This window comes from Streptomyces sp. NPDC051677 (assembly GCF_044453465.1).
Classification (GTDB): Bacteria; Actinomycetota; Actinomycetes; order Streptomycetales; family Streptomycetaceae; genus Streptomyces.
In genome coordinates this window covers 594,440-614,699 of sequence record NZ_JBITCT010000001.1, presented here as the reverse complement: position 1 = coordinate 614,699, position 20,260 = coordinate 594,440, and the positions used below count along the sequence as shown (strand labels likewise).

At 70.6% G+C, this 20,260-nt stretch carries 18 protein-coding genes and 2 pseudogenes; 11 read left to right on the top strand and 9 right to left on the bottom strand.

The genetic code is table 11. The annotated features are described in order from the left end of the window. Positions 1–90: 90 nt before the first annotated feature. Positions 91–681 (bottom strand): hypothetical protein, encoded by a 591-nt coding sequence (locus ACIBAF_RS02685; RefSeq protein WP_399461252.1) that lies wholly within the window; start codon positions 679–681, stop codon positions 91–93. 141 nt (positions 682–822) lie between these two features. On the opposite strand from ACIBAF_RS02685, the gene ACIBAF_RS02680 reads away from it, so the two are divergent. Both ACIBAF_RS02680 and ACIBAF_RS02675 read left to right on the top strand, forming a co-directional pair. Next, positions 823–1,596 carry an IclR family transcriptional regulator gene (locus tag ACIBAF_RS02680; RefSeq protein WP_399461251.1) on the top strand — a complete coding sequence of 258 codons (774 nt, stop codon included), beginning with the start codon at positions 823–825 and terminating at the stop codon, positions 1,594–1,596. Next, positions 1,593–2,444 carry an SMP-30/gluconolactonase/LRE family protein gene (locus ACIBAF_RS02675; protein ID WP_399461250.1) on the top strand — a complete coding sequence of 284 codons (852 nt, stop codon included), beginning with the start codon at positions 1,593–1,595 and terminating at the stop codon, positions 2,442–2,444. The genes ACIBAF_RS02680 and ACIBAF_RS02675 overlap by 4 nt, the downstream gene beginning before the upstream one ends. A gap of 64 nt (positions 2,445–2,508) precedes the next feature. Here ACIBAF_RS02675 and ACIBAF_RS02670 read toward each other — a convergent pair whose 3' ends face one another. The 4 genes and pseudogenes from ACIBAF_RS02670 to ACIBAF_RS02655 form a co-directional block, all read right to left on the bottom strand. Beyond that, positions 2,509–3,924 carry a pyridine nucleotide-disulfide oxidoreductase gene (locus ACIBAF_RS02670; RefSeq protein WP_399461249.1) on the bottom strand — a complete coding sequence of 472 codons (1,416 nt, stop codon included), beginning with the start codon at positions 3,922–3,924 and terminating at the stop codon, positions 2,509–2,511. A 52-nt stretch (positions 3,925–3,976) separates the two neighbouring features. Beyond that, complete coding sequence (locus tag ACIBAF_RS02665) at positions 3,977–5,224, bottom strand: MAB_1171c family putative transporter (protein WP_399461248.1); 1,248 nt, start codon at positions 5,222–5,224, stop codon at positions 3,977–3,979. Further along, a pseudogene (locus tag ACIBAF_RS02660) lies at positions 5,221–5,424 on the bottom strand (toxin-antitoxin system, toxin component family protein); the annotation flags it as partial. The pseudogene ACIBAF_RS02660 and the gene ACIBAF_RS02665, both read right to left, overlap by 4 nt. Positions 5,425–5,739: 315 nt before the next feature. Beyond that, positions 5,740–6,144: pseudogene (locus ACIBAF_RS02655) on the bottom strand (toxin-antitoxin system, toxin component family protein); the annotation flags it as partial. 284 nt (positions 6,145–6,428) lie between these two features. Between ACIBAF_RS02655 and ACIBAF_RS02650 the strand changes: the two are divergent. The 8 genes from ACIBAF_RS02650 (at position 6,429) to ACIBAF_RS02615 (ending at position 13,770) form a co-directional block, all read left to right on the top strand. After that, positions 6,429–7,778: an extracellular solute-binding protein gene (locus ACIBAF_RS02650; RefSeq protein ID WP_399461247.1), complete on the top strand. Its 1,350-nt coding sequence runs from the start codon at positions 6,429–6,431 to the stop codon at positions 7,776–7,778. Further along, a complete protein-coding gene (locus ACIBAF_RS02645; protein ID WP_399461246.1) occupies positions 7,775–8,713 on the top strand; it encodes a carbohydrate ABC transporter permease in 939 nt (312 codons plus the stop codon). Before ACIBAF_RS02650 ends, ACIBAF_RS02645 begins: the two co-directional genes overlap by 4 nt. Further along, positions 8,710–9,573, top strand: a complete 864-nt coding sequence (locus tag ACIBAF_RS02640; protein WP_399461245.1) for a carbohydrate ABC transporter permease — start codon at positions 8,710–8,712, stop codon at positions 9,571–9,573. The genes ACIBAF_RS02645 and ACIBAF_RS02640 overlap by 4 nt, the downstream gene beginning before the upstream one ends. After that, positions 9,570–10,538, top strand: a complete 969-nt coding sequence (locus ACIBAF_RS02635) for an arabinan endo-1,5-alpha-L-arabinosidase (RefSeq protein WP_399461244.1) — start codon at positions 9,570–9,572, stop codon at positions 10,536–10,538. The genes ACIBAF_RS02640 and ACIBAF_RS02635 overlap by 4 nt, the downstream gene beginning before the upstream one ends. 81 nt (positions 10,539–10,619) lie before the next feature. Then, positions 10,620–12,134: an alpha-N-arabinofuranosidase gene (locus ACIBAF_RS02630; RefSeq protein ID WP_399461243.1), complete on the top strand. Its 1,515-nt coding sequence runs from the start codon at positions 10,620–10,622 to the stop codon at positions 12,132–12,134. A 62-nt stretch (positions 12,135–12,196) separates the two neighbouring features. Beyond that, the gene (locus ACIBAF_RS02625) at positions 12,197–12,457 is read left to right on the top strand and encodes a hypothetical protein (protein ID WP_399461242.1); all 261 of its coding nucleotides are present in this window, start codon (positions 12,197–12,199) and stop codon (positions 12,455–12,457) included. 35 nt (positions 12,458–12,492) lie between these two features. Further along, positions 12,493–12,954, top strand: a complete 462-nt coding sequence (locus ACIBAF_RS02620; protein WP_399461241.1) for an RrF2 family transcriptional regulator — start codon at positions 12,493–12,495, stop codon at positions 12,952–12,954. Between the two features lie 165 nt (positions 12,955–13,119). Continuing rightward, positions 13,120–13,770: a DUF4360 domain-containing protein gene (locus ACIBAF_RS02615; RefSeq protein WP_399461240.1), complete on the top strand. Its 651-nt coding sequence runs from the start codon at positions 13,120–13,122 to the stop codon at positions 13,768–13,770. Between the two features lie 17 nt (positions 13,771–13,787). Here the strand turns inward: ACIBAF_RS02615 and ACIBAF_RS02610 are convergent, their stop codons facing one another. After that, on the bottom strand, positions 13,788–13,970 hold the full coding sequence (locus ACIBAF_RS02610; protein ID WP_399461239.1) for a DUF397 domain-containing protein: 183 nt from the start codon (positions 13,968–13,970) through the stop codon (positions 13,788–13,790). Then, positions 13,967–14,788: a helix-turn-helix domain-containing protein gene (locus ACIBAF_RS02605; protein WP_399461238.1), complete on the bottom strand. Its 822-nt coding sequence runs from the start codon at positions 14,786–14,788 to the stop codon at positions 13,967–13,969. The genes ACIBAF_RS02610 and ACIBAF_RS02605 overlap by 4 nt, the downstream gene beginning before the upstream one ends. A 126-nt stretch (positions 14,789–14,914) precedes the next feature. Here ACIBAF_RS02605 and ACIBAF_RS02600 point away from each other — a divergent pair, with 126 nt between their 5' ends. Next, positions 14,915–15,394: an ATP-binding protein gene (locus ACIBAF_RS02600; protein WP_399461237.1), complete on the top strand. Its 480-nt coding sequence runs from the start codon at positions 14,915–14,917 to the stop codon at positions 15,392–15,394. Between the two features lie 20 nt (positions 15,395–15,414). Here the strand turns inward: ACIBAF_RS02600 and ACIBAF_RS02595 are convergent, their stop codons facing one another. Both ACIBAF_RS02595 and ACIBAF_RS02590 read right to left on the bottom strand, forming a co-directional pair. After that, positions 15,415–16,533 carry a terpene synthase gene (locus tag ACIBAF_RS02595; RefSeq protein ID WP_399461236.1) on the bottom strand — a complete coding sequence of 373 codons (1,119 nt, stop codon included), beginning with the start codon at positions 16,531–16,533 and terminating at the stop codon, positions 15,415–15,417. Positions 16,534–17,026: 493 nt separating this feature from the next. Next, on the bottom strand, positions 17,027–20,158 hold the full coding sequence (locus ACIBAF_RS02590) for a DNRLRE domain-containing protein (protein WP_399461235.1): 3,132 nt from the start codon (positions 20,156–20,158) through the stop codon (positions 17,027–17,029). Positions 20,159–20,260: the final 102 nt, after the last annotated feature.

Here is a 20,260-nt window from a genome sequence, read left to right as displayed (position 1 = left end):
TACCGCCCGCGCGGCCGGCGCCTGCGGACACCGCCCGCGCGGCCGGCGCCTGCGGACACCGCCCGCGCGGCCGGCGCCTGCGGACGGTGGCTACTCCCTGATCGCCGTCCGTTGCAGCAGTCCCCAGGTGAACTCGGCGACGACCTCCCGGGGCGTCCCCAGCGCGTCGGGCGCCGTGAAGGCCAGTCCGCAGCGGGTCGGGGCCGTGCCCTCCAGGGGGCGGGCGGGGGCGAAGGCGGCCGCGACCTCGTCCACGGTGCAGGACCAGGAGGTGAGATCGTCGAGGGTGTTCAGAGGCGGTGGCTCGGCTCCCGGGGCGCGCACCAGCCACTCGTTCCAGACGCCGCCGTTCGGCGTGAGGAGCAGCTCGAAGCGCAGGTCGGGCCAGAAGGACACCGGCCACACCCAGACTTCGCAGTCGGCGTCGCCGACGCGGCGGGCCGTGCGGGACTCGGGTTCGCCGAGGGCCGCGCGGTAACGGGAGAGCGAGCCCCGGGCGTGCGGGGAGTGGGCCAATGCCTGCCAACGCTTGCTGGCCTCTCGCATCTGGGACAGGGAGACGCCGAGTGAATGACGGGCGTTGTCCACCAGATCCGGGTTGTGGTCCGCCATGCGGCGCAGCAGAACCAGCTGGAAGTCGAGAGGCGTGAAGGAGCCGGCGAGGCGTTTCTGAGTCGGCATGGCACCATCCTGGCGCACCCGCGCGTTTCACGACCATTGCCCGGCGCAAAGGCTTATGACAGCCTGTGTTCGTCATGCCGATCGCCTGTTGAAATCTCGAACACAGGCACTGAGAACGACTACTAAGGGAGGGGGCCGGTCGTGGGACGCCTCGTACCTGCCGTGACCCGAGCTCTCGACATTCTCGAGCTCTTCCTCGACGGGGACGGTTCGCTCTCCGCCCCCGACATAGTGCGCAAGCTCCAGCTTCCGCGCACCACCGTGCACGAACTCGTGACCACGCTCTCCGCGCGGTCCTACATCGTCCCCGTGCCCGGACAGCCCGGACGGTACCGTCTCGGCGTCCGCCCGTACCAGCTCGGCAGCCGCTACGCCGAGCAGCTCGACCTCGCCGCCGAGGGTCAGCAGGTCGCGCGGACCGTCGCCGAAACGTGTGACGAGACGGTCCACGTCGCGATCCTCGAGGGCGCCGACGTCATCTACATCGCCAAGGTCGACTCCACCCACGCGGTCCGGATGGTCTCGGCCGCGGGCCGCCGTCTCCCCGCCCACTGCACCTCCGTCGGCAAGATGCTGCTGGCCTCGCTCTCCGAGCCGGAGCTCAGCGCGCGCATCCCCGACGACGCCGACCTCGTCCGGATGACCCCGAACAGCATCACCGAGCCCGGCGCCCTGCGGCAGGCCCTGGCGGAGATCCGGGAGCGGGGCGTAGCGGTCGAGAGCCGCGAGTCCAACCCGGACGTCAGCTGCGTCGCCGCACCGGTCCGCGACCGCACCGGGCAGGTCGTCGCCGCCCTCTCCATCTCCGTCCCCATGATCCGCTGGAGCGACGAGCGCCGGGTCGAGCTGGAGCAGCTCGCCGCGAAGGGCGCCGCGGAACTGTCCGAACTCCTCGGCTACCGGAGCGTGGCATGACGACGTCGTACGAAGTGGCCGTGCGGGCCGAGGCGACCCTCGGCGAGGGCCCGACCTGGGACCCGGCCACCGGCCGCCTGCTCTGGCTCGACATCCTGGGCGCCCGCCTGCACGCCTACGACCCCGTGACGGGCGGGCGTACGGTCCGGGTCACCGACCAGCACGTGGGCGCGGCCAAGCCCCGCGCGGGCGGCGGCCTGGTCCTGAACCTCCGGGACGGCGTGGGCCTGCTCGACCCCGACGACAACTTCCGCTGGCTGCACCACGAGCCGGTCGCAGGGCGTCGCGCCAACGACGCCGCCGTCGCCCCCGACGGCTCCCTCTGGGCCGGCACCATGCGCTACGACGAGGCGCCCGGCGGCGGCACCCTGTCCCGGCTCACCGGCGACGGCACGGCGGACGTCGTCCTCGACGACGTGGCGGTGAGCAACGGGACGGGCTGGAGCCCGGACGGCACGCTGATGTACTACGTCGACTCGCCGACGCGCCGGGTCGACGTCTTCGCGTACGCGGCGGACGGGCGGCTCTCCGACCGTCGTCCTCTCGTCGAGATCGAGGAGGGCGCCGGCTTCCCCGACGGCCTCACCGTCGACGCCGACGGCTGTGTGTGGGTGGCGCTGTGGGACGGGGGAGCGGTACGCCGCTACACCCCGGCGGGCGAACTGGACCGCGTGATCACCCTGCCCACCCCGAGGATCACGGCCTGCGCGTTCGGCGGCGCCGACCTCACCGACCTGTACATCACCACCGCCCGCGTGGGCCTGGACGCCCCGCACCCGGTGGCGGGCTCGCTGCTGGTGGTGCCGGGGGCGGGGAAGGGGCTCGCCCAGCCGGCGTTCGCGGGCTGACGCGGCCGCGGACCGCCGAGGCTGGGCGGCCGCTGTGGCCGGGGAGGGGGGCAGCGGCTGGCGGCTACTGCAACCCCGCCCGCTTCAACTCGTCGCCCGTCAACGGCGGCCCGGTCAGCGCCGGCTTCAACGGCCCCACCGCGGCCGCCGCCAGCACCGACGGACCCAACAGCACCTCCGGCCCGCGCTCCAGCGAGGTCACGTCCGTCACCCGGCGGGCGATGCGCCCGTTGCCGGTGGCGGTGTGCATCAGCCGGCCGACATACGCCGCCACGAGCCGGTCGCGGAGGGTGGGCCCGTTCTCCGTCGCGCCGGGGTAGAACACGTCCTGGCCGACGGCGAGGTCCCAGGCGGTGCCCGCGGGCCCGGCCACCGCCTTCTGGATACGACGGGACAGCCCGGGCGCACCCCACCCGTGCCGCCGGACGACGTCCCGGAGGATCACCGCGCTCTGGGCGGCGACGGCGAGGCCGTGACCGTAGAGCGGGTTGTACGCGGCGAGGGCGTCGCCGAGGACGGCGAAGTTCTCCGGCCAGTCCGGCACCCGCTCGTAGAAGTGCCGGCGGTTGACCGTGGCCCGGGTGTACGCCACGTCGGACAGCGGCTCGGCCTGTTCGAGCAGCTCCCCGATGACCGGGTGGCGCAGTTCCTCACGGGCGAAGCGGACGAAGTCGTCGTTCTCGGTGGAGGGCTCGGCGCCCCGGGTGCCGTTGAGCGTGACGATCCAGCGGCCGTCCTCGACGGGCAGCAGAAACCCGGCCCGCCCCGGAGCGCCGTCCCGCGGATCGGGCTGCACGTTGACGATGGGAAACCCGGAACGCGCCTGCTCGGGCGCGAGATACAGCCGGCTCGCATACGCCAGACCGGAATCCACCTCCCGCCGCTCCACCTCCCCCAGCCCCAACCCCGCCAGCCATCCCCCGGCCCGAGACCCCCGCCCAGTGGCGTCAACGACCAACCCGGCCGATATCACCCACTCCGCCCCCACCTCGACCGCCACCCCGGCCCCGGCTCCCGCTTCCCCGCCCGCGCCCGCGGCCGCGGCCGTCCCCGTCGCTCCCCGCGCCCGCACGCGTACGCCCGTGACCGCTCTCGCGTCGCCCACCAGGCCCAACACCTCGGTGTCGGTGAGGAGTTCGACCCTGGGGTCGGTCAGGACCTGGGTGCGGATCGTGGCGTCCAGGAGGTCGCGGCCGGCCAGGATCACGTGGTGGGACTCGGGCCAGCGGCGGAACCAGCCCCGCGGGCCCAGCACGACCATGTCCGTCGTCACCGGGGCCCGGCGCGCGCCGACGTCGTGGAGCGCCTCGGTGATGCCCGGCAGCAGGTCCGCCACCGCCCGCACCCCGCCGGACCACAGCATGTGGGCGTGACGGGCCTGGGGCAGGCCCTTGCGCGGGGCGGGGCCGTCGGGCAGCGCGTCGCGCTCGATGACGACGACCCGGTCGGCGAGGCCGGTCAGGGCGCGTGCCGTGAGCATGCCCGCATGGGATCCCCCCAGGACTACGGCTGTTCTGGCGGGGCTGGAGGGTTCACTCATGCGTGGACATGCTCTCTGCCGGGGCAGCCGCGCGGGCGCGGACCGCCTGGAGGTCTACGGGGTGGCGAAGGGCCTGGGACACGGCCTGGATCTCCCGCAGGAGGTAGGTGGTGTCCGGGTCGGAGGAGCCAGCGGGGCCGGAGGCGGGAGTCGCTGCCGGCGGGCGTTCCGCGTCCGTGGCCGGACGGTCTCGCCGCTGCTGCCTCGTCTCGACGGCGTCCAGCAGGGTCACGGCGGCGGCCAGCGCCTGGGAGCGGCCGCGCTCGAAGCCGAGGGCGACGGCGGCGTCATAGGAGCGGGCGCGCAGGTCGTCGTCGAGGTGCCGGGACAGTTGGAGGAGCGCGTCGCGGATGAACGTCTCGCGGCGGATCAGCCGCAGCTCCGGGGTGGCGCGCAGGTCGAAGGGCTCGCGACCGCCGGTGACGGTCCGCATCAGCCGGGACAGCGGCCGCAGGCACCGGTGCCGGCGCCGGACGCGCCACCGTTCCTGAAGGTACTGGCCGGCGTGCGGCACGATAAAGCCGACCGCGACCAGGGTCGCGGCGATACAGGCTGCCGCCGGGGCGATGCCGGTGTTCAGCCAGTCCAGGTCGTGCCCGGTCCAACGGGCCACGACGGCCGTCAACTTGGCCGCGCTGAACAGCAGGTTCGTCACATAGCCGGCGCCCAGGAAGCGCAGTCCCCAGCGCAGCCAGGCGTCCAGGCCGTCGGTGCGGCTCCAGTTCCAGACCAGCCGGGCCGTGATCGAGCAGGCCACCGTGTGCGCGAGCAGGTAGAGCAGGATCTCCTCGCGCATGAACGGCGTGGTGGCGTAGTAGGTGTCCAGGTCCCGGATCCGCTCCACGGGGACGTCGGCGAGCGCGAAGAGCACCCACAGCGCGACCACCACCCCCGCGTACACGGACACCACCCACCGGGTCGCGCGCCGCGTCTGCGCCCCGCGCTCGGTGAGGTTGTTGCGCCAGGCGATGACCAGCAGCAGCCAGGACGCGGACAGCGCCGTGATCAGGGAGTACACCCAGGGCGCCGCGATGTTCGGCACGCCGGTGACCCGGTTGGTCCAGGCGATGGTCTTCGGGGCCGCGAACACGAACACCGCGCAGGCGAAGACCAGCAGCCCGCCGACGGCCCGCAGCAGCGGGTCCCGCCAGAGTTTGAGGATGCTGGGCAGCTTGATGGCGAGGGCGGTGCCCAGGACCACGGTGGGCAGCCAGAACGAGATGTACAGCCCGTGGCTCACCGCGCCGAACCCCTCCGTCCGCGATAGCCCAGGGTCCGCTGGACCGCGGCCGTCTCCGCGGCCGGCCCGGAGTCGGTCAGGTAGCGCCGGAAGCGGGCCGCGAGCCGGTGACCGAACTCGTCGGCCTCGGCCTCGTCGTCGACTCGGGAGCCGCTACGAGCGGCAACGGCCAGCGCAACGGAACCCCAGCCGGCCCGCTCGAACGGCTCGAACCGCTCGAACGGCTCGAACCGCTCGGGCCCCTCGGGCCTCTCGGACTGCTCGGGCCTCTCGGACTGCTCGGGCCTCTCGGGCTGCTCGGGCCTCTCGGGCTGCTCGGGCCTCTCGGGCTGCTCGGGCCTCTCGGACAGTTCGGGCCTCTCGGACAGTTCGGGCCTCTCGGACTGCTCGGGCCCCTCGGACCCTTCAGGTCTCTCGGAGCGCTCGGACCGGTTCACCTCGTTCACCCCGTCCCGCCGGTCCGACCGGCCCGGCTCGTCGGACCGGCCCGGCTGGTCCGACCGGCCCGACCGTCGGGCCAGGGCGTCCGCCGCCGCCGTGCCGACGCCGTGGTGGTGGTGTCGGTGCCCCGCGTGCATGTGCCACAACTCATGGCCGAGAATGACGAGTTGCTGTACCGCCTCGGCCCGCTCCTCGACGATGACCAGGTCGAAGTCCTGGAACTCCACCCACAGCCCGGTCACCTCGATCTCGTCGGGAAACCGCTCGAACCGCACCTCGACGAGCCGCCCGCCACGCCGCGCGGACATCTCCTCGCACAGCGCCCGGCACACGTCCCGCACCCCGGACGGTCTGCAGGGGCGCGCCCGCACCGCGGCGGAGAGCTCGGCGGTCAGCTCGCGCATCGCCGGTCCCGTCCGCACGCGCCGCAGCGCCGAGGCGACCCGGGCCGCCCTTCCGCGCGCGCCCGCGATGTCCATCCGCTCCCCCTTCTCGACCGCCCTGCGGCAGCCTGTTCGAGCCTACGCGGCTGGTTGTGTCCGCGTCACGAGAAGTCCGTGAGGGTCACGGATAGAAAGCGCTATCAGAAGTCCTGTCGAAAGCATTGACGCGCAAGCGCTTCGATCTTACGGTCCGTTCGAAGTTACGAGCATGATTCGAAATGTCGAACCGCATTGAGTACCGCATTGAGTACCGCATCGAATGCCACGTCGAACACCAGTCGAACATCACGTCGAACCACGCGAACGACAGGGGGCACGGTATGGGACAACCTGGCCTGAATCGCAGGCAACTTCTCGCCGCAGCAGGCGGGTTGGCGGTGGCGGGCAGCCTCGGCTTCGCCGCCCTCGGCACCGGCGCCGACGCGCTCGCCTCCGACGCGCACACCCGGGTGCGGTACTGGAACCTCTTCAGCGGCGGCGACGGCGCCAACATGATCGCGATGCTGGACGCCTTCCGCGGCGAACACCCCGACATCGACGTGAAGGACTCCACCCTCCAGTGGGGCAACCCCTTCTACACCAAGCTCGCCATGGCGGCCGCGGGCGACCGCGCACCGGAGCTCGGCGTCATGCACATGGGCCGGGTCGCGGGATTCTCCCCGGGACGGCTCCTGGACCCCTGGGACGAGGCCCTCCTCGCCAAGTACGGCGTACGCAAGGAGGACTACAACCCGGCGCTGTGGAACCGCGGAGTCATCGACGGCGAGCTCTACGCCCTGCCGCTCGACATCCACGTACAGCTCTGCTTCTACCGCAAGGACGTCCTGAAGAAGGCCGACCTGCTCGGCGACGACGGCCGGATGATCCCCGTCACCTCCACCGACGAGTGGTTCGACGCCCTCAAGAAGGCCAAGCAGGTCCAGAAGAAGGGCCTGCAGACCATCGGTCTGTGGACCAACGACCAGAACTTCCAGTGGTGGTTCTTCGTCGCCTTCTACACCCAGCTCGGCGGCCGCTGGTTCAGCGACGACAACACCGAGGCCCTCTTCGACGTCGACCAGGCCACCCAGGTCCTGGAGTTCCTCCGCAAGCACGTCACCGACGGATACGTCATCCCGGGCGCGCCGACCGGCGAGCAGTTCATCAACGGCGCCCCCTTCACCTGGGAGGGCAACTGGTCGGTGCCGGTGTTCTCCGGCGCGAAGCTGGACTACGGCGCCACCCCGCTGCCGCCCGTCTTCGGCAAGCAGGCGACCCACGCCGAGTCGCACGCCTTCGTCCTGCCGCACCAGGCAGGCCGCGGCGGCGCCACGAACGAGGCCGCGCACGAGCTGGCCGCGTACGTCGCCACGCACGCCCTGCAGTGGGCGGCCGGCGGCCACATCCCCGCGTACACGCCGACGCTGTCCACGGCCGCCTACAAGAAGCTCACCCCGCAGAACGAGTACGTCGCCGCCATGGACCACCAGGCCACCGAGCCGAAGGTGTGGTTCGCGGGCTCCACCGGCGTCCTCGCCCAGGACCTCGGCCCCCTCGTCGTCTCCTCGACCATGGGCTCCGCGAAGCCGGCCACGGTCGCACAGCGGATGAAGTCCCATCTCACCAAGCTCCTCGCCGCGAAGAACCCGATGGACGGCAAGACCGCCGCGCAGGGAGGTGCGCTCGCATGACGACCAGTGCCCAGACCGTCGTCGCACCGGCGCGGGCGAAGACCGCCGCCGCCACCGCGACCCTCCGCCGCAAGCAGGGCTTCCAGCACGGGGGCTGGTTCGTCGCCCCGTTCCTGGCGCTCTTCGCGTTGTTCGTGATCTGGCCGCTGCTGCGCGGCGTCTACCTCAGCTTCACCGACGCCAACATCTCCGGCGACGGCGCGAGCTTCGTCGGCCTCGACAACTACCGCGACGCCCTGAACGACCAGGCGATGTGGGACGCGCTCGGCCACAGCGCGTACTTCACGCTGCTCGTCGTGCCGTGCATCACGGTCCTGGCCTTCCTGCTCGCGATGCTCGCCCACCACATCGAGCGCGGCAAGTGGCTGTGGCGGCTGTGCTTCTTCGCACCGTTCCTGCTGCCGTCGACGGTCGCCGCCAACATGTGGCAGTGGCTGTTCACCCAGGGAATCGGCCTGTTCAACGAGACCTTCGGGCTCACCACGCCCTGGCTGACCGACAAGTCGTACGCGATGCTCGCCATCGTCATCCAGACGCTGTGGTGGACGGTCGGCTTCAGCTTCCTGCTCTACCTCGCCGCGCTCCAGGGCATCCCCGACCACCTCTACGAGGCCGCCAAGCTGGACGGCGCGAACGCCTGGCACCGGATGGTCCACATCACCCTGCCGATGCTGCGCCACATCACCGGCCTGGTGATCGCGCTCCAGGTCCTCGCCTCGCTCCAGCTCTTCGACCAGGCCGTCGTGATGATGGACTTCAGCCCCGGACCCGAGCTCAGCACCCGCTCCTTCGTCCAGTACACCCTCGAACAGGGCTTCACCAGCTACCGCGTGGGCTACGCCTCCGCGATGTCCATCATCTTCTTCGTGATCATCGCGGCCGTCGCCCTCGTGCGGATGGCACTGCTGCGCAACCGTGAGGAGGTCGGCCGATGACCACCGCCGCGAACACCCCGAAGGTCAAGTCCCGCAAGCCCTGGACGCCCAGCCAGATCGTCCTCACGCTGCTCGGCGTCGCCGTCTCCGCCGTCTTCGTGGCGCCGATCGCCGCCGCCCTGTTCACCTCGCTCAAGTCCGAGACCGAGGCGGCCGAGATCCCGCCGCACTGGCTGCCGAAGGCGTGGACGGTCCAGGCCTGGAAGGCCCTCTGGAAGACCGGCAACATCACGAACTGGTTCGTCAACTCCCTCGTGGTGTCGATCCTGGTGACGGCCGTCGTGGTCACCGTCGCCGCCCTCGCCGGATACGGTTTCGCCCGCACCGAGTTCAGGGGCAAGTCCGTCCTGATGGGCGTCATGATGACGGGCCTGATGATCTCCCCGGCCGTCCTCGGCGTGCCCCTCTTCAGCACCGTCCAGCAGATGGGGATGGTCGACACCTACTGGGGCATGATCCTTCCGCAGTGCGCGCCCGCCGCGATGGTCTACATCCTCTACAAGTTCTTCCAGGGCATCCCGCGAGAGCTGGAGGAGGCGGCGTTCATCGACGGCGCCGGCCGCTGGCGGGTCTTCTTCACCATCGTGCTCCCCCTCTCCCGCCCCTCCCTCGCCGCGGTCGGCATCTTCACCTTCATCGCCTCCTGGAACAACTTCCTGTGGCCGTACATGGTGACCAACAACCCAGACCTGATGACCATGCCGAACGGCATCGCGACCGTCATGAACTCCTACGGCATCCAGTGGGCCCAGCTCATGGCCGGCGGCCTCATGGCGGGCCTGCCGCTGATCGTCGTCTTCGTCTTCTTCCAGAGGCAGATCGTGGCGGGCGTCGCCCACACGGGATTGGCGGGACAGTGAGAGCACACAGAGCGCTGACGGCCCTGGTGGCGGTCCTCCTGGCCGTCCTCCCCAACACGGCGCAGGCGGCCGAGAGTTATCCCGATCCGCAGCCCATCACCGGTCAGCAGATCATCCACGACCCCACCGTCATCCACCTCAAGTCCGGCGGATACGTGGCCTATTCGACCGGCGGAGTCATCGGCGCCCGCCTCTCCAAGGACCGCGTCCAGTGGGACGACGCGGGCAACGCCTTCGCCCAGCCGCCGAGTTGGTGGTACGAGTACAACGACACCGGCGACCCATGGGCGCCGGACATCTCCTATCGCGACGGCCGCTACTGGCTCTACTACGCGGTCTCCTCCTGGGGCACGAACCACTCCGCGATCGGCGTGGCGACCTCCCGCTCCGGCCTCCCCGGCACCTGGACCGACCACGGCAAGGCCTTCACCTCCGAGACCACCGACACCTGGAACGCGATCGACCCGGCCGTCGTCCGCGCGGACGGCAGGCTGTGGATGACGTTCGGCTCGTACTGGACGGGCATCCGCATGGTCGAACTGAACCCGAAGACGGGCAAGGCGGTCCTCGGCGCGACGGTCACCCACCTGGCGACCCGCCCGGACGCCCCGTACGCGGTCGAGGGCCCGTACATCGTCAAGCACGGCCGCTACTACTACCTCTTCGCGTCGTACGACGCCTGTTGCGCGGGCGTGAACTCGACGTACAAGATCAGGGTCGGAAGAGCTACGACGATCAAGGGCCCGTACGTCGACAGCAAGGGCACCCCGATGCTGGAGGGCGGCGGCGACCTCCTACTGGCAGGCCACGGCCGCTACGTGGGCACGGGCGGCGAGTCGGTCTTCCGCGACCGAGGCCAGGACTGGCTGGCGTACCACTATTACGACGCAGAGGACGCAGGGACGCCCAAGCTAGGGCTCAACCACCTGAGCTGGACAAAGGCGGGCTGGCCAAAGGTCTTTTAGGGGCGCGGGGAACTGCGCGACCAGCCCCCACGCACCCGCACCCGCCAACGAAACATCGCACCCCACCTCGAAAGGCGCACCTTGCGAACCGCCCGCTTCACCCTCGACCCCGCCTTCACCATCGGCACAGTCAACCCCCGCCTCTTCGGCAGCTTCGTCGAACACCTGGGCCGCTGCGTCTACACCGGCATCTTCGAACCGGACCATCCCACCGCGGACGCGGCAGGCCTCCGCCAGGACGTCCTGGACCTCGTCCGCGAACTCGGCGTCACCGCCATCCGCTACCCCGGCGGCAACTTCGTCTCGGGCTACAAGTGGGAAGACTCGGTCGGCCCCGCCGAGAACCGCCCCCGGCGACTGGATCTCGCCTGGCGCTCGACGGAGTCGAACCGCTTCGGCCTCTCCGAGTACATCGACTTCCTGAAGAAGATCGGCCCCCAGGCCGAGCCCATGATGGCCCTCAACCTCGGCACCCGGGGCGTCGCCGAGGCGCTCGAACTCCAGGAGTACGCCAACCACCCCGAGGGCACCGCCCTCTCCGACCTCCGTGTCTCCCACGGCGACAAGGACGCCTTCGGCATCAAGCTGTGGTGCCTCGGCAACGAGATGGACGGCCCCTGGCAGACCGGCCACAAGACCGCCCAGGAGTACGGCCGGATCGCCGCCGAGACCGCCCGCGCGATGCGCCAGATCGACCCGGGCGTCGAACTCGTCGCCTGCGGCTCCTCCAGCCAGTCCATGCCGACCTTCGCCGCGTGGGAGGCGACGGTCCTGGAGGAGACGTACGACCTCGTCGACCACATCTCCCTGCACGCCTACTACCAGCCCGAAGACGGCGACCTCGACTCCTTCCTGGCCTCCGCCGTCGACATGGAGTCCTTCATCGATAACGTGGTCGCCACCGCCGACCACATCGGCGCGAAGCTGAAGTCGAAGAAGAAGATCAACCTCTCCTTCGACGAGTGGAACGTCTGGTACATCTCGGAGTGGCACGCGATCGAGAACTCCGGCGCGCGGGACTGGGCGGAGGCCCCCCGCCTCCTGGAGGACAACTACAGCGTCACCGACGCCGTCGTCTTCGGCTCGCTCCTCATCGCGCTGCTCCGGCACGCCGACCGGGTCACCGTCGCCTGTCTCGCCCAGCTCGTCAACGTCATCGCGCCGATCATGACCGAGCCGGGCGGCCCGGCGTGGCGGCAGACGACGTTCTTCCCGTTCGCGCAGGCGTCGAAGTACGGCCGGGGCACGGTCCTCGACGTACGGGTGGACTCGCCGACGCACGAGACGAAGAAGTACGGCGAGACCGACCTGCTGCACGCCACCGCGGTCCGCGCCGAGGATGGCACGGTCACCGTCTTCGCGGTCAACCGCAGCCAGACCGAGGCCCTGCCCCTCGAAGTCGCCCTGAGCGGCCTCGGACTGACGAACGTCGTCGAGCACAGCGTGCTCGCGGACGCCGACCCGGACGCCCGCAACACCCTCGCCGACCCCGAGCGGGTCGCCCCGCACGCGGCCGAGGGCACGGCGCTGACGGCCGACGGCACGCTGACGGCGACGCTGGAACCGCTGTCCTGGAACGTGATCAGGCTGGCGTAGGGCTTGTGCGGCGAGTGTGCAGTCACTTCCGATCATTAGTCGGTTGGCTGCACACTGGCGTCATGAACCGTCCGGGCCTGGCGGCGCGGTGGGCGGGCAGGCTCCTGTGCTGGACCTTGGCCGCAGCCATGGCGTCCGCCGCCGTCGAAGCCGTCGTCAAGCCGGGAGCCGGCTGGTGGCGCACGGCCTGGCCCCTGCCCTGGTACCTGGTCCCCGTCTGGGCCCTGCTGTGGGCGGCGCTGCGGGCGCGGGAGAAACGGGCCGGGGCGGGCCGTCCCGGGGCCGACGAGCACGTGCCGACGGACTACGACGAGATCGCCTGACGCCCGACCTCGCAGGCGGGCTCCACAATGGGGCCATGAGGATCTCGGCACGGGCGGACTACGCGGTACGGGCGGTACTGGAGCTCGCCGTACGGCAGGGCGGGGGCGACCCGGTGAAGGCGGAGTCGATCGCCGCCGAGCAGGACATCCCGCACAAGTTCCTGGAGGGGATCCTCGGCGACCTGCGGCGCGGCGGGATCGTCGACAGCCGGCGCGGCGGGGGCGGCGGCTACCGGCTGGCCCGCGATCCGGCGGCGATCACGGTCGCGGACGTCATCAGGGCGGTGGACGGCCCGATCGTCTCCGTACGCGGCGAACGTCCGACGGGCCTGACCTACACGGGGTCCGCGCAGCCCCTGCTGCCCCTGTGGATCGCGCTACGGGCGAACGTGCGGCGGATCCTGGAGGGCGTCACGATCGCCGACATCGCCGCGGACGCACTGCCGGCCCTGGTGAAGGACCTCGCGGCGGAACCGGCGGCCTGGGAGAACCCGTAGCCCGGCCCGGCCCGTCCTGTCGAACGGGCGGGTGGTGTGAACCGGACGGGGTGAATGGCCGGAGTTCGACCTGGGCGCGCCCCTAGGGCCTCCCTACGATGCCATCGCCCCCCCAGTTCTTCACAGGAACTCCACAGATGTTCCGTTGAACCAAGGAGAATCACCATGGCAAGTGGGCTGCTCCTGGGCGGCGCAGTCGCCGCACTCGTCACCGCGGCGATACCCGCGCACAACACGTCCCCCGTCTTCGACAACCCGCCCCCGGACAAGATCGTCATCGACGTCGCCACGGTGAACGGCTCCGGCTGTCCCGCCGGCACCGCGGCCGTCGCCGTCTCCGAGGACAACACCGCCTTCACGGTGACCTACAGCGACTACCTCGCCCAGGTCGGCGGCGGCTCCAACCCCACGTCGTTCCGCAAGAACTGCCAGCTCAACCTGATCGTGCACGTGCCGTCGGGCTTCACGTACGCGATCGCCAAGGCGGACTACCGCGGGTACGCCTCACTCCAGCCCGGCGCGAACGCCGTGCAGCGGGCCTCGTACTACTTCCAGGGCTCGTCGCAGACGGTGTTCAAGAACCACAACTTCAACGGCGCGTACAGCGACAACTGGCAGGCGACCGACACGACCGACTGGGCCCAACTGGTCTGGGCCCCCTGCGGAGTTCAGCGCAACTTCAACATCAACACCGAGCTCCGGGTCAACGCGGGGACGTCGCCGTCGAGCAAGGTCAGCTTCATGACGATGGACTCGACCGACGGCGACCTCAGCACGATCTACCACATGGCGTGGAAGGAGTGCCCCGGTAAGTAGTCCGGCCCTCCCGGGCCTCACCCCGCCGCGTGGGCCACGAAGTCGGCCCACGCGGCGGGGGAGAGGGTGAGGCTGGGACCGCCCTTGTCCTTGGAGTCACGGACGTGGACTTGGGCGGGGCAGGCAGCGACCTCGACGCAGTCGTCCCCGGACGCGCTGCTGTAGCTGCTCTTGAACCAGGCCGGTTCGGAGGTGCTCATAGGTTTCCTCGCATCCGTTGCAACAGGCTCACGGAGTCTTCGAGGGTGAGAGCCTGTGAACGCATCCTGGCATACCGCGCCTGGAGCACGCTGAGCACTTTCGGGTCGGTGATGAGCTGGCCGCTTTCCTGGCCCTCGTTGTACCCGAACCACTTGTGCTTGGGGGTCTCTGCCAGGCGAATGGGGCCCTGTAGCCCGGCGTGCGACTCCTTCACCAGCGGCATCACTTGCACCTCGACGTTCCTCAACTTAGCGATCGTCAGCACGTGGTCGATGAGGTCCCGCGTGACCTCCGCCCCGCCGGTGCGCCGCAGGAACAGGTGCTCTTCGAGGATGAAGCTGAACGCGGTGTTGGGCCGCTCATGCAGCAGCCGTTGTCGATCGGCCCGGGCGGCCCACAGTTCCTCGATCTGCGCGTCGTCCATTGGCGGAAGCTGATCGGCGGACAAGGCCCGCAGGTACCCCTCCGTCTGCAACAGCCCCGGAATCATCCGGCATTCGTACGTGTAGAGGGTGATCGCCGTCCTCTCCAGCAGGGCCCACCGGCGGAACCAGGCCGCCAATCCCGGCTGGCGCTCCAGGAACCCCGAGGCCCTCCTCAACGCGCCGGTGTTCCCCAACGCCCCCTCCGCCGCCTCGACGAAGTCCTCGTCCGGCATGCGGCGGCCCAGCTCCACCGAGGCCACCGTGTGTTTGGAGAAGCCCACCCTGCTGCCGAACTCATCCCTGCTCAGCCCGTGATGTACGCGCAACGCCTGGACCACCGCCCCGAACGTTCGCATACTGTCCGACGACTCGGGCTCACCGTCGACCACCATGGTCACCTCCCGAACCCATGGTCACGGTCGGTCACCGGTACTGTCCAGTCCGTCACCGCGTACGCTCACGCGCTGTACGCGAAAGCCTCCTGGAGATTCGGTCTGCGCGCCCGCCACATTGGCCCCATGACAGCACCACATGCCGCGCCCCAACCCCTCTTCACCGTACGTGTGTTCAGTCAGCGCCTCAGTGCCACTCCCCGCGGTGCCCGCCTGGCAAGGCGTCTCGCGCTGCACCAGTTGCATGCCTGGGGCATCCCGCACGGCACCGACGTCTCCGACACCGTCGCGGTGATCGTCGCCGAGCTGGCCGCCAACGCCGTCACCCATGGGCGGGTGCCCGGACGGGACTTCGAGCTGCGGCTGTCCTTTCCGCCGGGGAGCGTTCGGGTCGAGGTGAGCGACACGCGCAGTGGGCCGCGTCCGCCGGGACCCGGTGCCGTAACCGAGCCGCGGCCGCTCGACGAGACCGGCCGCGGACTGCTTCTCGTCGACGCGCTCGCCGCGCGCTGGGAAGTGGTGGACCGGGAGCCGGCGCCGGGCAAGACCGTGCGCGTCGAGGTCGACGTGCCGAACTGGCTTGCCCTGGCGCGGAAGGCCCCGTGAACCGCCGTCTCCCAGTCGGTTCAGGCGACCGCGGTGGCGGGGTCGTGGCGGTCGCCGCAGTGGGGGCAGACGCCGGCCGCGGCGGCCGAGGAGCGGGCGTCGGCGGTGAGCCGGTCGTGGGTGGGGCCCAGCGGGCCCGTCTTGGGGGTGGGGCGTCCCGCGCGGTTGTTGTGGCGTCCGGTGAGGGTGTGCCATTCGAGGTTGCCGCGCATCCAGTGCCGCAGGCCGGTGAGGTAGCGGGCGAGTTCGGGCGAGGCGTCCCGCTTGACCTCGGCCTCGCGGCGCAGATAGTCGCGCATGAGATCGTCGTGGAGGTCGGCGGTCGCACACATGCTGCGTTCGATGGACCAGCCGTGGCGGGCCGACAGCACGGTGGGCAGGCTGTGGCTGCCGATGTCGGCGCTCTCCTTGGCGACCGAATACAGGTCGTTGACCAGCATGATCATGAGTGAGGCGGCGAGGGACAGGTCGCGGACGCCGGGCGTCTCCCAGTCGCGGACGGACAGCTCGTAGCCGCCGACGACGTCGATGAGCACCAGGCACGCCATGCCGCCGTTGTACTTGCGATGCGCCAGGTACTCGGCGGGTTCGGGCACGTGCCCGGCGATGCGCCAGGAGTTTTCGGCCGACATCGCGAGGAACGTGGCGATGGTCTCGTGGCGCAGTCGGCCCACTTGCGCCGGCGTGCCCAGGCGGGTGACGTGTTCGGCGGTCTCGCGCAGTGCCCGCGTCACCGGGTCGCTGGCGACGAAGGCCTCGACGGAGGGGCAGTCGGGCAGGCGGGGGCCGTTCTCCAGCGCGGTCAGCGCCCCCGCGAGCCGGGAGGCGCTCATGGCGAGGCGGACGCCTTCGACGCCCTCGTCGCAGTAGTGGTCGTCCGCGGCGAACAGGGCGGTCATGTTGCGGGCCGCGAGCATCAGGTGATCGTGGTCGACCGCGTCAGGGTGCGTCAGCGCGGCGAACGTACCGAACCGGTAGCCGTTCAGCTCGTTCCGCTGCCCCGGGAAAAGATCGAGGCTGAGGGCCCAGGCAACGATGTCGTCGTCCGCCTTGCGAGCAGCCGACTCGTCGTATGTGACCGGAAACGGGCACAACACACTCGGCACTGACAGTTCCCGCGTGGATGTGTCGCTATTCATGCGTCTTATGGTGGGGTCTGAAGGTCGCTTCGGGGAATGGCTGGTTCTGGCCACAACAGTGGGGCCCCGCAGGCCATTTCGCCTCACAGCAGCACCGGGCGTTGCCGTCGGATGGGAGTTCGTACCGGATCGGGCCGGGTGGTCGGGCCGGATTGACGGCACGTTTCGGCAATGCGGCGGGGCCTGGTGAGAGGCCGCCTGGCAGGGCCGCTTCGCCGGGAGGACGAGCATCGGCCACCGGGTGGACGTCGTAAAACCCGCCTGTCCGAAAGTGGTTGGCCGAACGCCGACTGGACGCCACCACGAGTATGTGACGTCCAGTCAGATGGTGCGGGTCATACGGAGGGGACGGCTCTCGACGCCTGGCTTCAGTGTTCCGGCGTAGCCGGAGAACGTCGAACTGCCCGGTGCCGGCGGGCTCAGGAGTCCGCACCCGGCACCACCGTCGTCGTACCCCTCCTCCCAGCGGGCCTCTCCTCCCGGCGGGCGGCCGTCAGGACAGCCGATTGATCGCCTGCCAGCCCGTCGTGCCGACCGCCACCGGAGTGCCCACCAGCCCGCTCGCGCGGCCCGGCACGAACTCCAGGCCCGCCGACGTGTTGGACGTCGTGGTCCACAGGTCGGAGATCCCGTCGCCGCCTGAGTCGCCCGAGGCGGTGATCAGCGGCCGGGCCGCCGTCGTCCAACCCGTCGCGTACGCCGTCCGGTTGGAGCCCGCGCCCAGCGACGCCGGGTCGGTGCCGCCGTCGGAGACCCCGTCGCCGTCCGCGTCGCCCGGGCTGCGCCCGTGGTACAGCCACACCTCGCCGTTCGCCGTGTTGCGGCCGATCAGGTCGGTGAAGCCGTCGCCGTCCACATCGCCCGGGGAGGCCAGCTGCATCCCGCTCCAGCCCGAGTTCCCGATCAGATAGCCGGAGTCGACCGTGCCGGTCGCCTGGCCGGGCAGGAACCACAACTGGTCGCCGATCACCGCGACGAAGTCCGGGTTCTGCATCTCGCTGTCGGGCGTGATGTCGCCGACCGAGACGATCTGCTTGATCGTCGCCGGGTCGGTCGCCACGTCCGTCTCCGGGTCCGGGAAGACGTACACCTCCTGCTTGGTGTCCTCGGTGAACTCGCCCTGCCCGTTGTTGGGATAGAGCCACAGCTTGCCGTCGGAGCGCCGGGCCACCAGATCCTCGTAGAAGTCCAGGGACCAGTCGCCCCGGTGCGTCAGCAGCGCCCCGTTCCAGCCGCCGCCGGAGGACAGCGGGACCATCGTGTCCACCTTGCCGTTGCCCGTCCCGCCGTACAGCCGCAGGTTGTTCGAGCCGTCCACGGCGAACAGGTCCGGCATGCCGTCCCCGTTGACGTCACCGGGCTTGTCCGTCACCCCCGGGCTCTTGACGTAGAAGCGGTACGGGTAGATCGGGCCGGGGTTCTTCGCCGCGTCCAGGGAGCGCACGTACAGCGTGTGCGGCCCCGGGGTGAGCGGGGTGATCTTCGCCTGCGCCGGGCCGCCCTTCGTCGTCGGCTTCGCCGAACTGCTCGGCGGGGTGCGGTCCAGGCCGTACAGGTACTCGGCGGTGTCCGACACGCCGTTGGCGCCGAACTCGAACACGCCCTCGGTGCGCGCCAGCGCGCCCTCGACCGGCTCGATCTCGGGCGTCGTCTCCGGGTACAGATCGTCCTTGGAGTCGACCGTCGGCATCACCGTCGGCGCGGTCGGGTCGAAGCCGAAGCGGCAGCCGGCCGCGCCCGCCGTCGGCGTCCAGTCGGAGGCGAAGCCCGCGTCCGAGGTGTCCTCGGCCTGCGCCTTCCACGAGAACTGCCCGCCGCTCGCGCCCTTGTGCTGGTCGAGCAGCGCCTTCGGCACGACGACCCGCGCCTGCGCGCCCTTGGAGTCCGTCGACTTCACGGTGACCTTCACCCGCTTGTCGAAGATGATCCCGGGCGACGCGTCGTGCTTGCCGGTGGCCCAGAGGTGGAACTGGACGTTCACCGCCCCGCCGTCCGGGTCCCAGGCCTGCGCGGTCAGCGTCACGTCCGTGTTGCCGACCGTCACGTACGAGGAGCCGTTGCCGCACTCGGTGGCGCTCACCTTGGTGCTGGGGATGGTGTCCAGCGCCCACGGGGCCTTCGGCAGCCGGTTGAACTCGACGATCAGCTTGGCGTCCGGCTTGAACTTCTTCCAGCTGTACTCGTCCTTGTTGTCCTCCGCGCTCTGCGGGGCCCGCAGACCGAAGGTGATGTTCGCCCACTTGCTCGCCGCGGCCTTGACGGCCGCGTCCTTCGCGTCGAAGTCGACCGCCGCGTTCGGGCAGCCGAACGTCTCGTTGCCGTGCGCGACGCTACGGCTGTCCTGGCGCGTCGACCAGGAAGGCTGCTTGTTCCAGGTGGTCGACGAGCTGATCGAGCCCGTCAGATACAGCTCGACCGGCTTGGGCGTGCAGGACCAGGAGTGCGTCTCGGTGATCTGGAACTGCGCGTCGATCACCTTCACGCCCGCCAGGAACTTGGAGCCCACGCGGAAGAAGGAGCGGGCCGTGCCGCCCGTGGACGACTCGTAGCCGACGCGCGCCTCGCTCGTCGTACCGCCGTCCCAGCCCGTGCCGTTCCAGTAACTGCTCGTCGGATGGGGCTTGTAGGCGATGGTCCAGGCCTCGCGGGTGCCGGTCATCCGCGGGTCGATGTAGACCGGGAACTCGGTGTCCGGGGCGTCGAGCAGCTTCTGATCCGGCGTCAGGGTGATGCGGTCCTCGGCGACTTCGACGCCGACCTCGCTGCTCTTGGTGCCTGGGGTGAGCGGGGAGGGGTCGGAGACGGGGCCGGCCGTAGGTGCCGTTGCGACGGCGGTCGCGGTCGAGGATGCGGTCGAGCGCAGGCTCTTGAGCGCCGGGGCCTGTTCCGTCGTCCCCGACGAGTCCCACATCCGGGCCGTGGAGGACGCGAACACCGTCTGGCCGGCCGCGTTGACCGCGGTGAGCGTGCCCGTCTCCGCGTCCTCGCGCAGGTCCAGGCCCTCGGTGCGCAGACCGAAGCCGATCTGCGCCAGCTCCGGGCGGTCGGCCGCCTCGGGGGTCTTCACGATCAGCGCCTGACTGAACCCGTCCACGCTCGCCTTCACGGCCAGGTCGACGCCCGGGAAGACCTCCCGGTAGGTCGCCGTGGGGCCGTCGAGCACCGGCTCGGGAAGGGCCTTCGGCCAGGTCAGGGACAGTTCGCCGCCGCGGTCGGAGAGGGTCACGAGACGGTTGTCGCCGCCCGCCGAGAACGTGACCCGGCCGGGCGTCGCCTTCGGCTGGATCCGGCCGGCCGTCTCGGCGAGCGCGGTGTCCACCGGCGTCCAGGCGCCCTCGCGTTTCACGCGGACGGGCAAAGTGTGCTGGGTGTGGCGGAGGTTGCCGTTGGGCAGTGCGTGCGTCTCGCTGGTCTCGGTGCGCTCGGCTGCCAGCTCCACCGGCTCACCGGTCTCGGCGGCCTGCCGGAGGGCGTCCTGCTCGGGGTCGGCGGCGGCGGTCGCGGCCGACACCGGTGCGGGTGAGGTCAGCGGAGTCAGGCCGAGCGTCCCGCCGACGAGCGCCGCGACCAGCGCGGCGCGCGCTGACCGCCGGTGCCGGCGTGGTCTTCGGGATGGTGCAGGCATGGGCGAATCCCCCCGGAGTTCGTTGCCGTGCGTGCCCCCGACCGGGGGCCGCGTCGCCGAACAGTACACGCGACATGGCGAGTTCTTTGCCAAGCAATGGCG

Excerpts from the sequence above, each read along its gene's own strand:
- ACIBAF_RS02615 (WP_399461240.1), top strand. The coding sequence starts at position 13,120 with ATGGCAAGTGGGCTGCTCCTGGGCGGCGCAGTCGCCGCACTCGTCACC.
- ACIBAF_RS02590 (WP_399461235.1), bottom strand. The coding sequence starts at position 20,158 with ATGCCTGCACCATCCCGAAGACCACGCCGGCACCGGCGGTCAGCGCGC.
- ACIBAF_RS02600 (WP_399461237.1), top strand. The coding sequence starts at position 14,915 with ATGACAGCACCACATGCCGCGCCCCAACCCCTCTTCACCGTACGTGTG.
- ACIBAF_RS02620 (WP_399461241.1), top strand. The coding sequence starts at position 12,493 with ATGAGGATCTCGGCACGGGCGGACTACGCGGTACGGGCGGTACTGGAG.
- ACIBAF_RS02650 (WP_399461247.1), top strand. The coding sequence starts at position 6,429 with ATGGGACAACCTGGCCTGAATCGCAGGCAACTTCTCGCCGCAGCAGGC.
- ACIBAF_RS02670 (WP_399461249.1), bottom strand. The coding sequence starts at position 3,924 with ATGCTCACGGCACGCGCCCTGACCGGCCTCGCCGACCGGGTCGTCGTC.
- ACIBAF_RS02625 (WP_399461242.1), top strand. The coding sequence starts at position 12,197 with ATGAACCGTCCGGGCCTGGCGGCGCGGTGGGCGGGCAGGCTCCTGTGC.
- ACIBAF_RS02675 (WP_399461250.1), top strand. The coding sequence starts at position 1,593 with ATGACGACGTCGTACGAAGTGGCCGTGCGGGCCGAGGCGACCCTCGGC.
- ACIBAF_RS02610 (WP_399461239.1), bottom strand. The coding sequence starts at position 13,970 with ATGAGCACCTCCGAACCGGCCTGGTTCAAGAGCAGCTACAGCAGCGCG.
- ACIBAF_RS02640 (WP_399461245.1), top strand. The coding sequence starts at position 8,710 with ATGACCACCGCCGCGAACACCCCGAAGGTCAAGTCCCGCAAGCCCTGG.
- ACIBAF_RS02685 (WP_399461252.1), bottom strand. The coding sequence starts at position 681 with ATGCCGACTCAGAAACGCCTCGCCGGCTCCTTCACGCCTCTCGACTTC.
- ACIBAF_RS02605 (WP_399461238.1), bottom strand. The coding sequence starts at position 14,788 with ATGGTGGTCGACGGTGAGCCCGAGTCGTCGGACAGTATGCGAACGTTC.
- ACIBAF_RS02645 (WP_399461246.1), top strand. The coding sequence starts at position 7,775 with ATGACGACCAGTGCCCAGACCGTCGTCGCACCGGCGCGGGCGAAGACC.
- ACIBAF_RS02595 (WP_399461236.1), bottom strand. The coding sequence starts at position 16,533 with ATGAATAGCGACACATCCACGCGGGAACTGTCAGTGCCGAGTGTGTTG.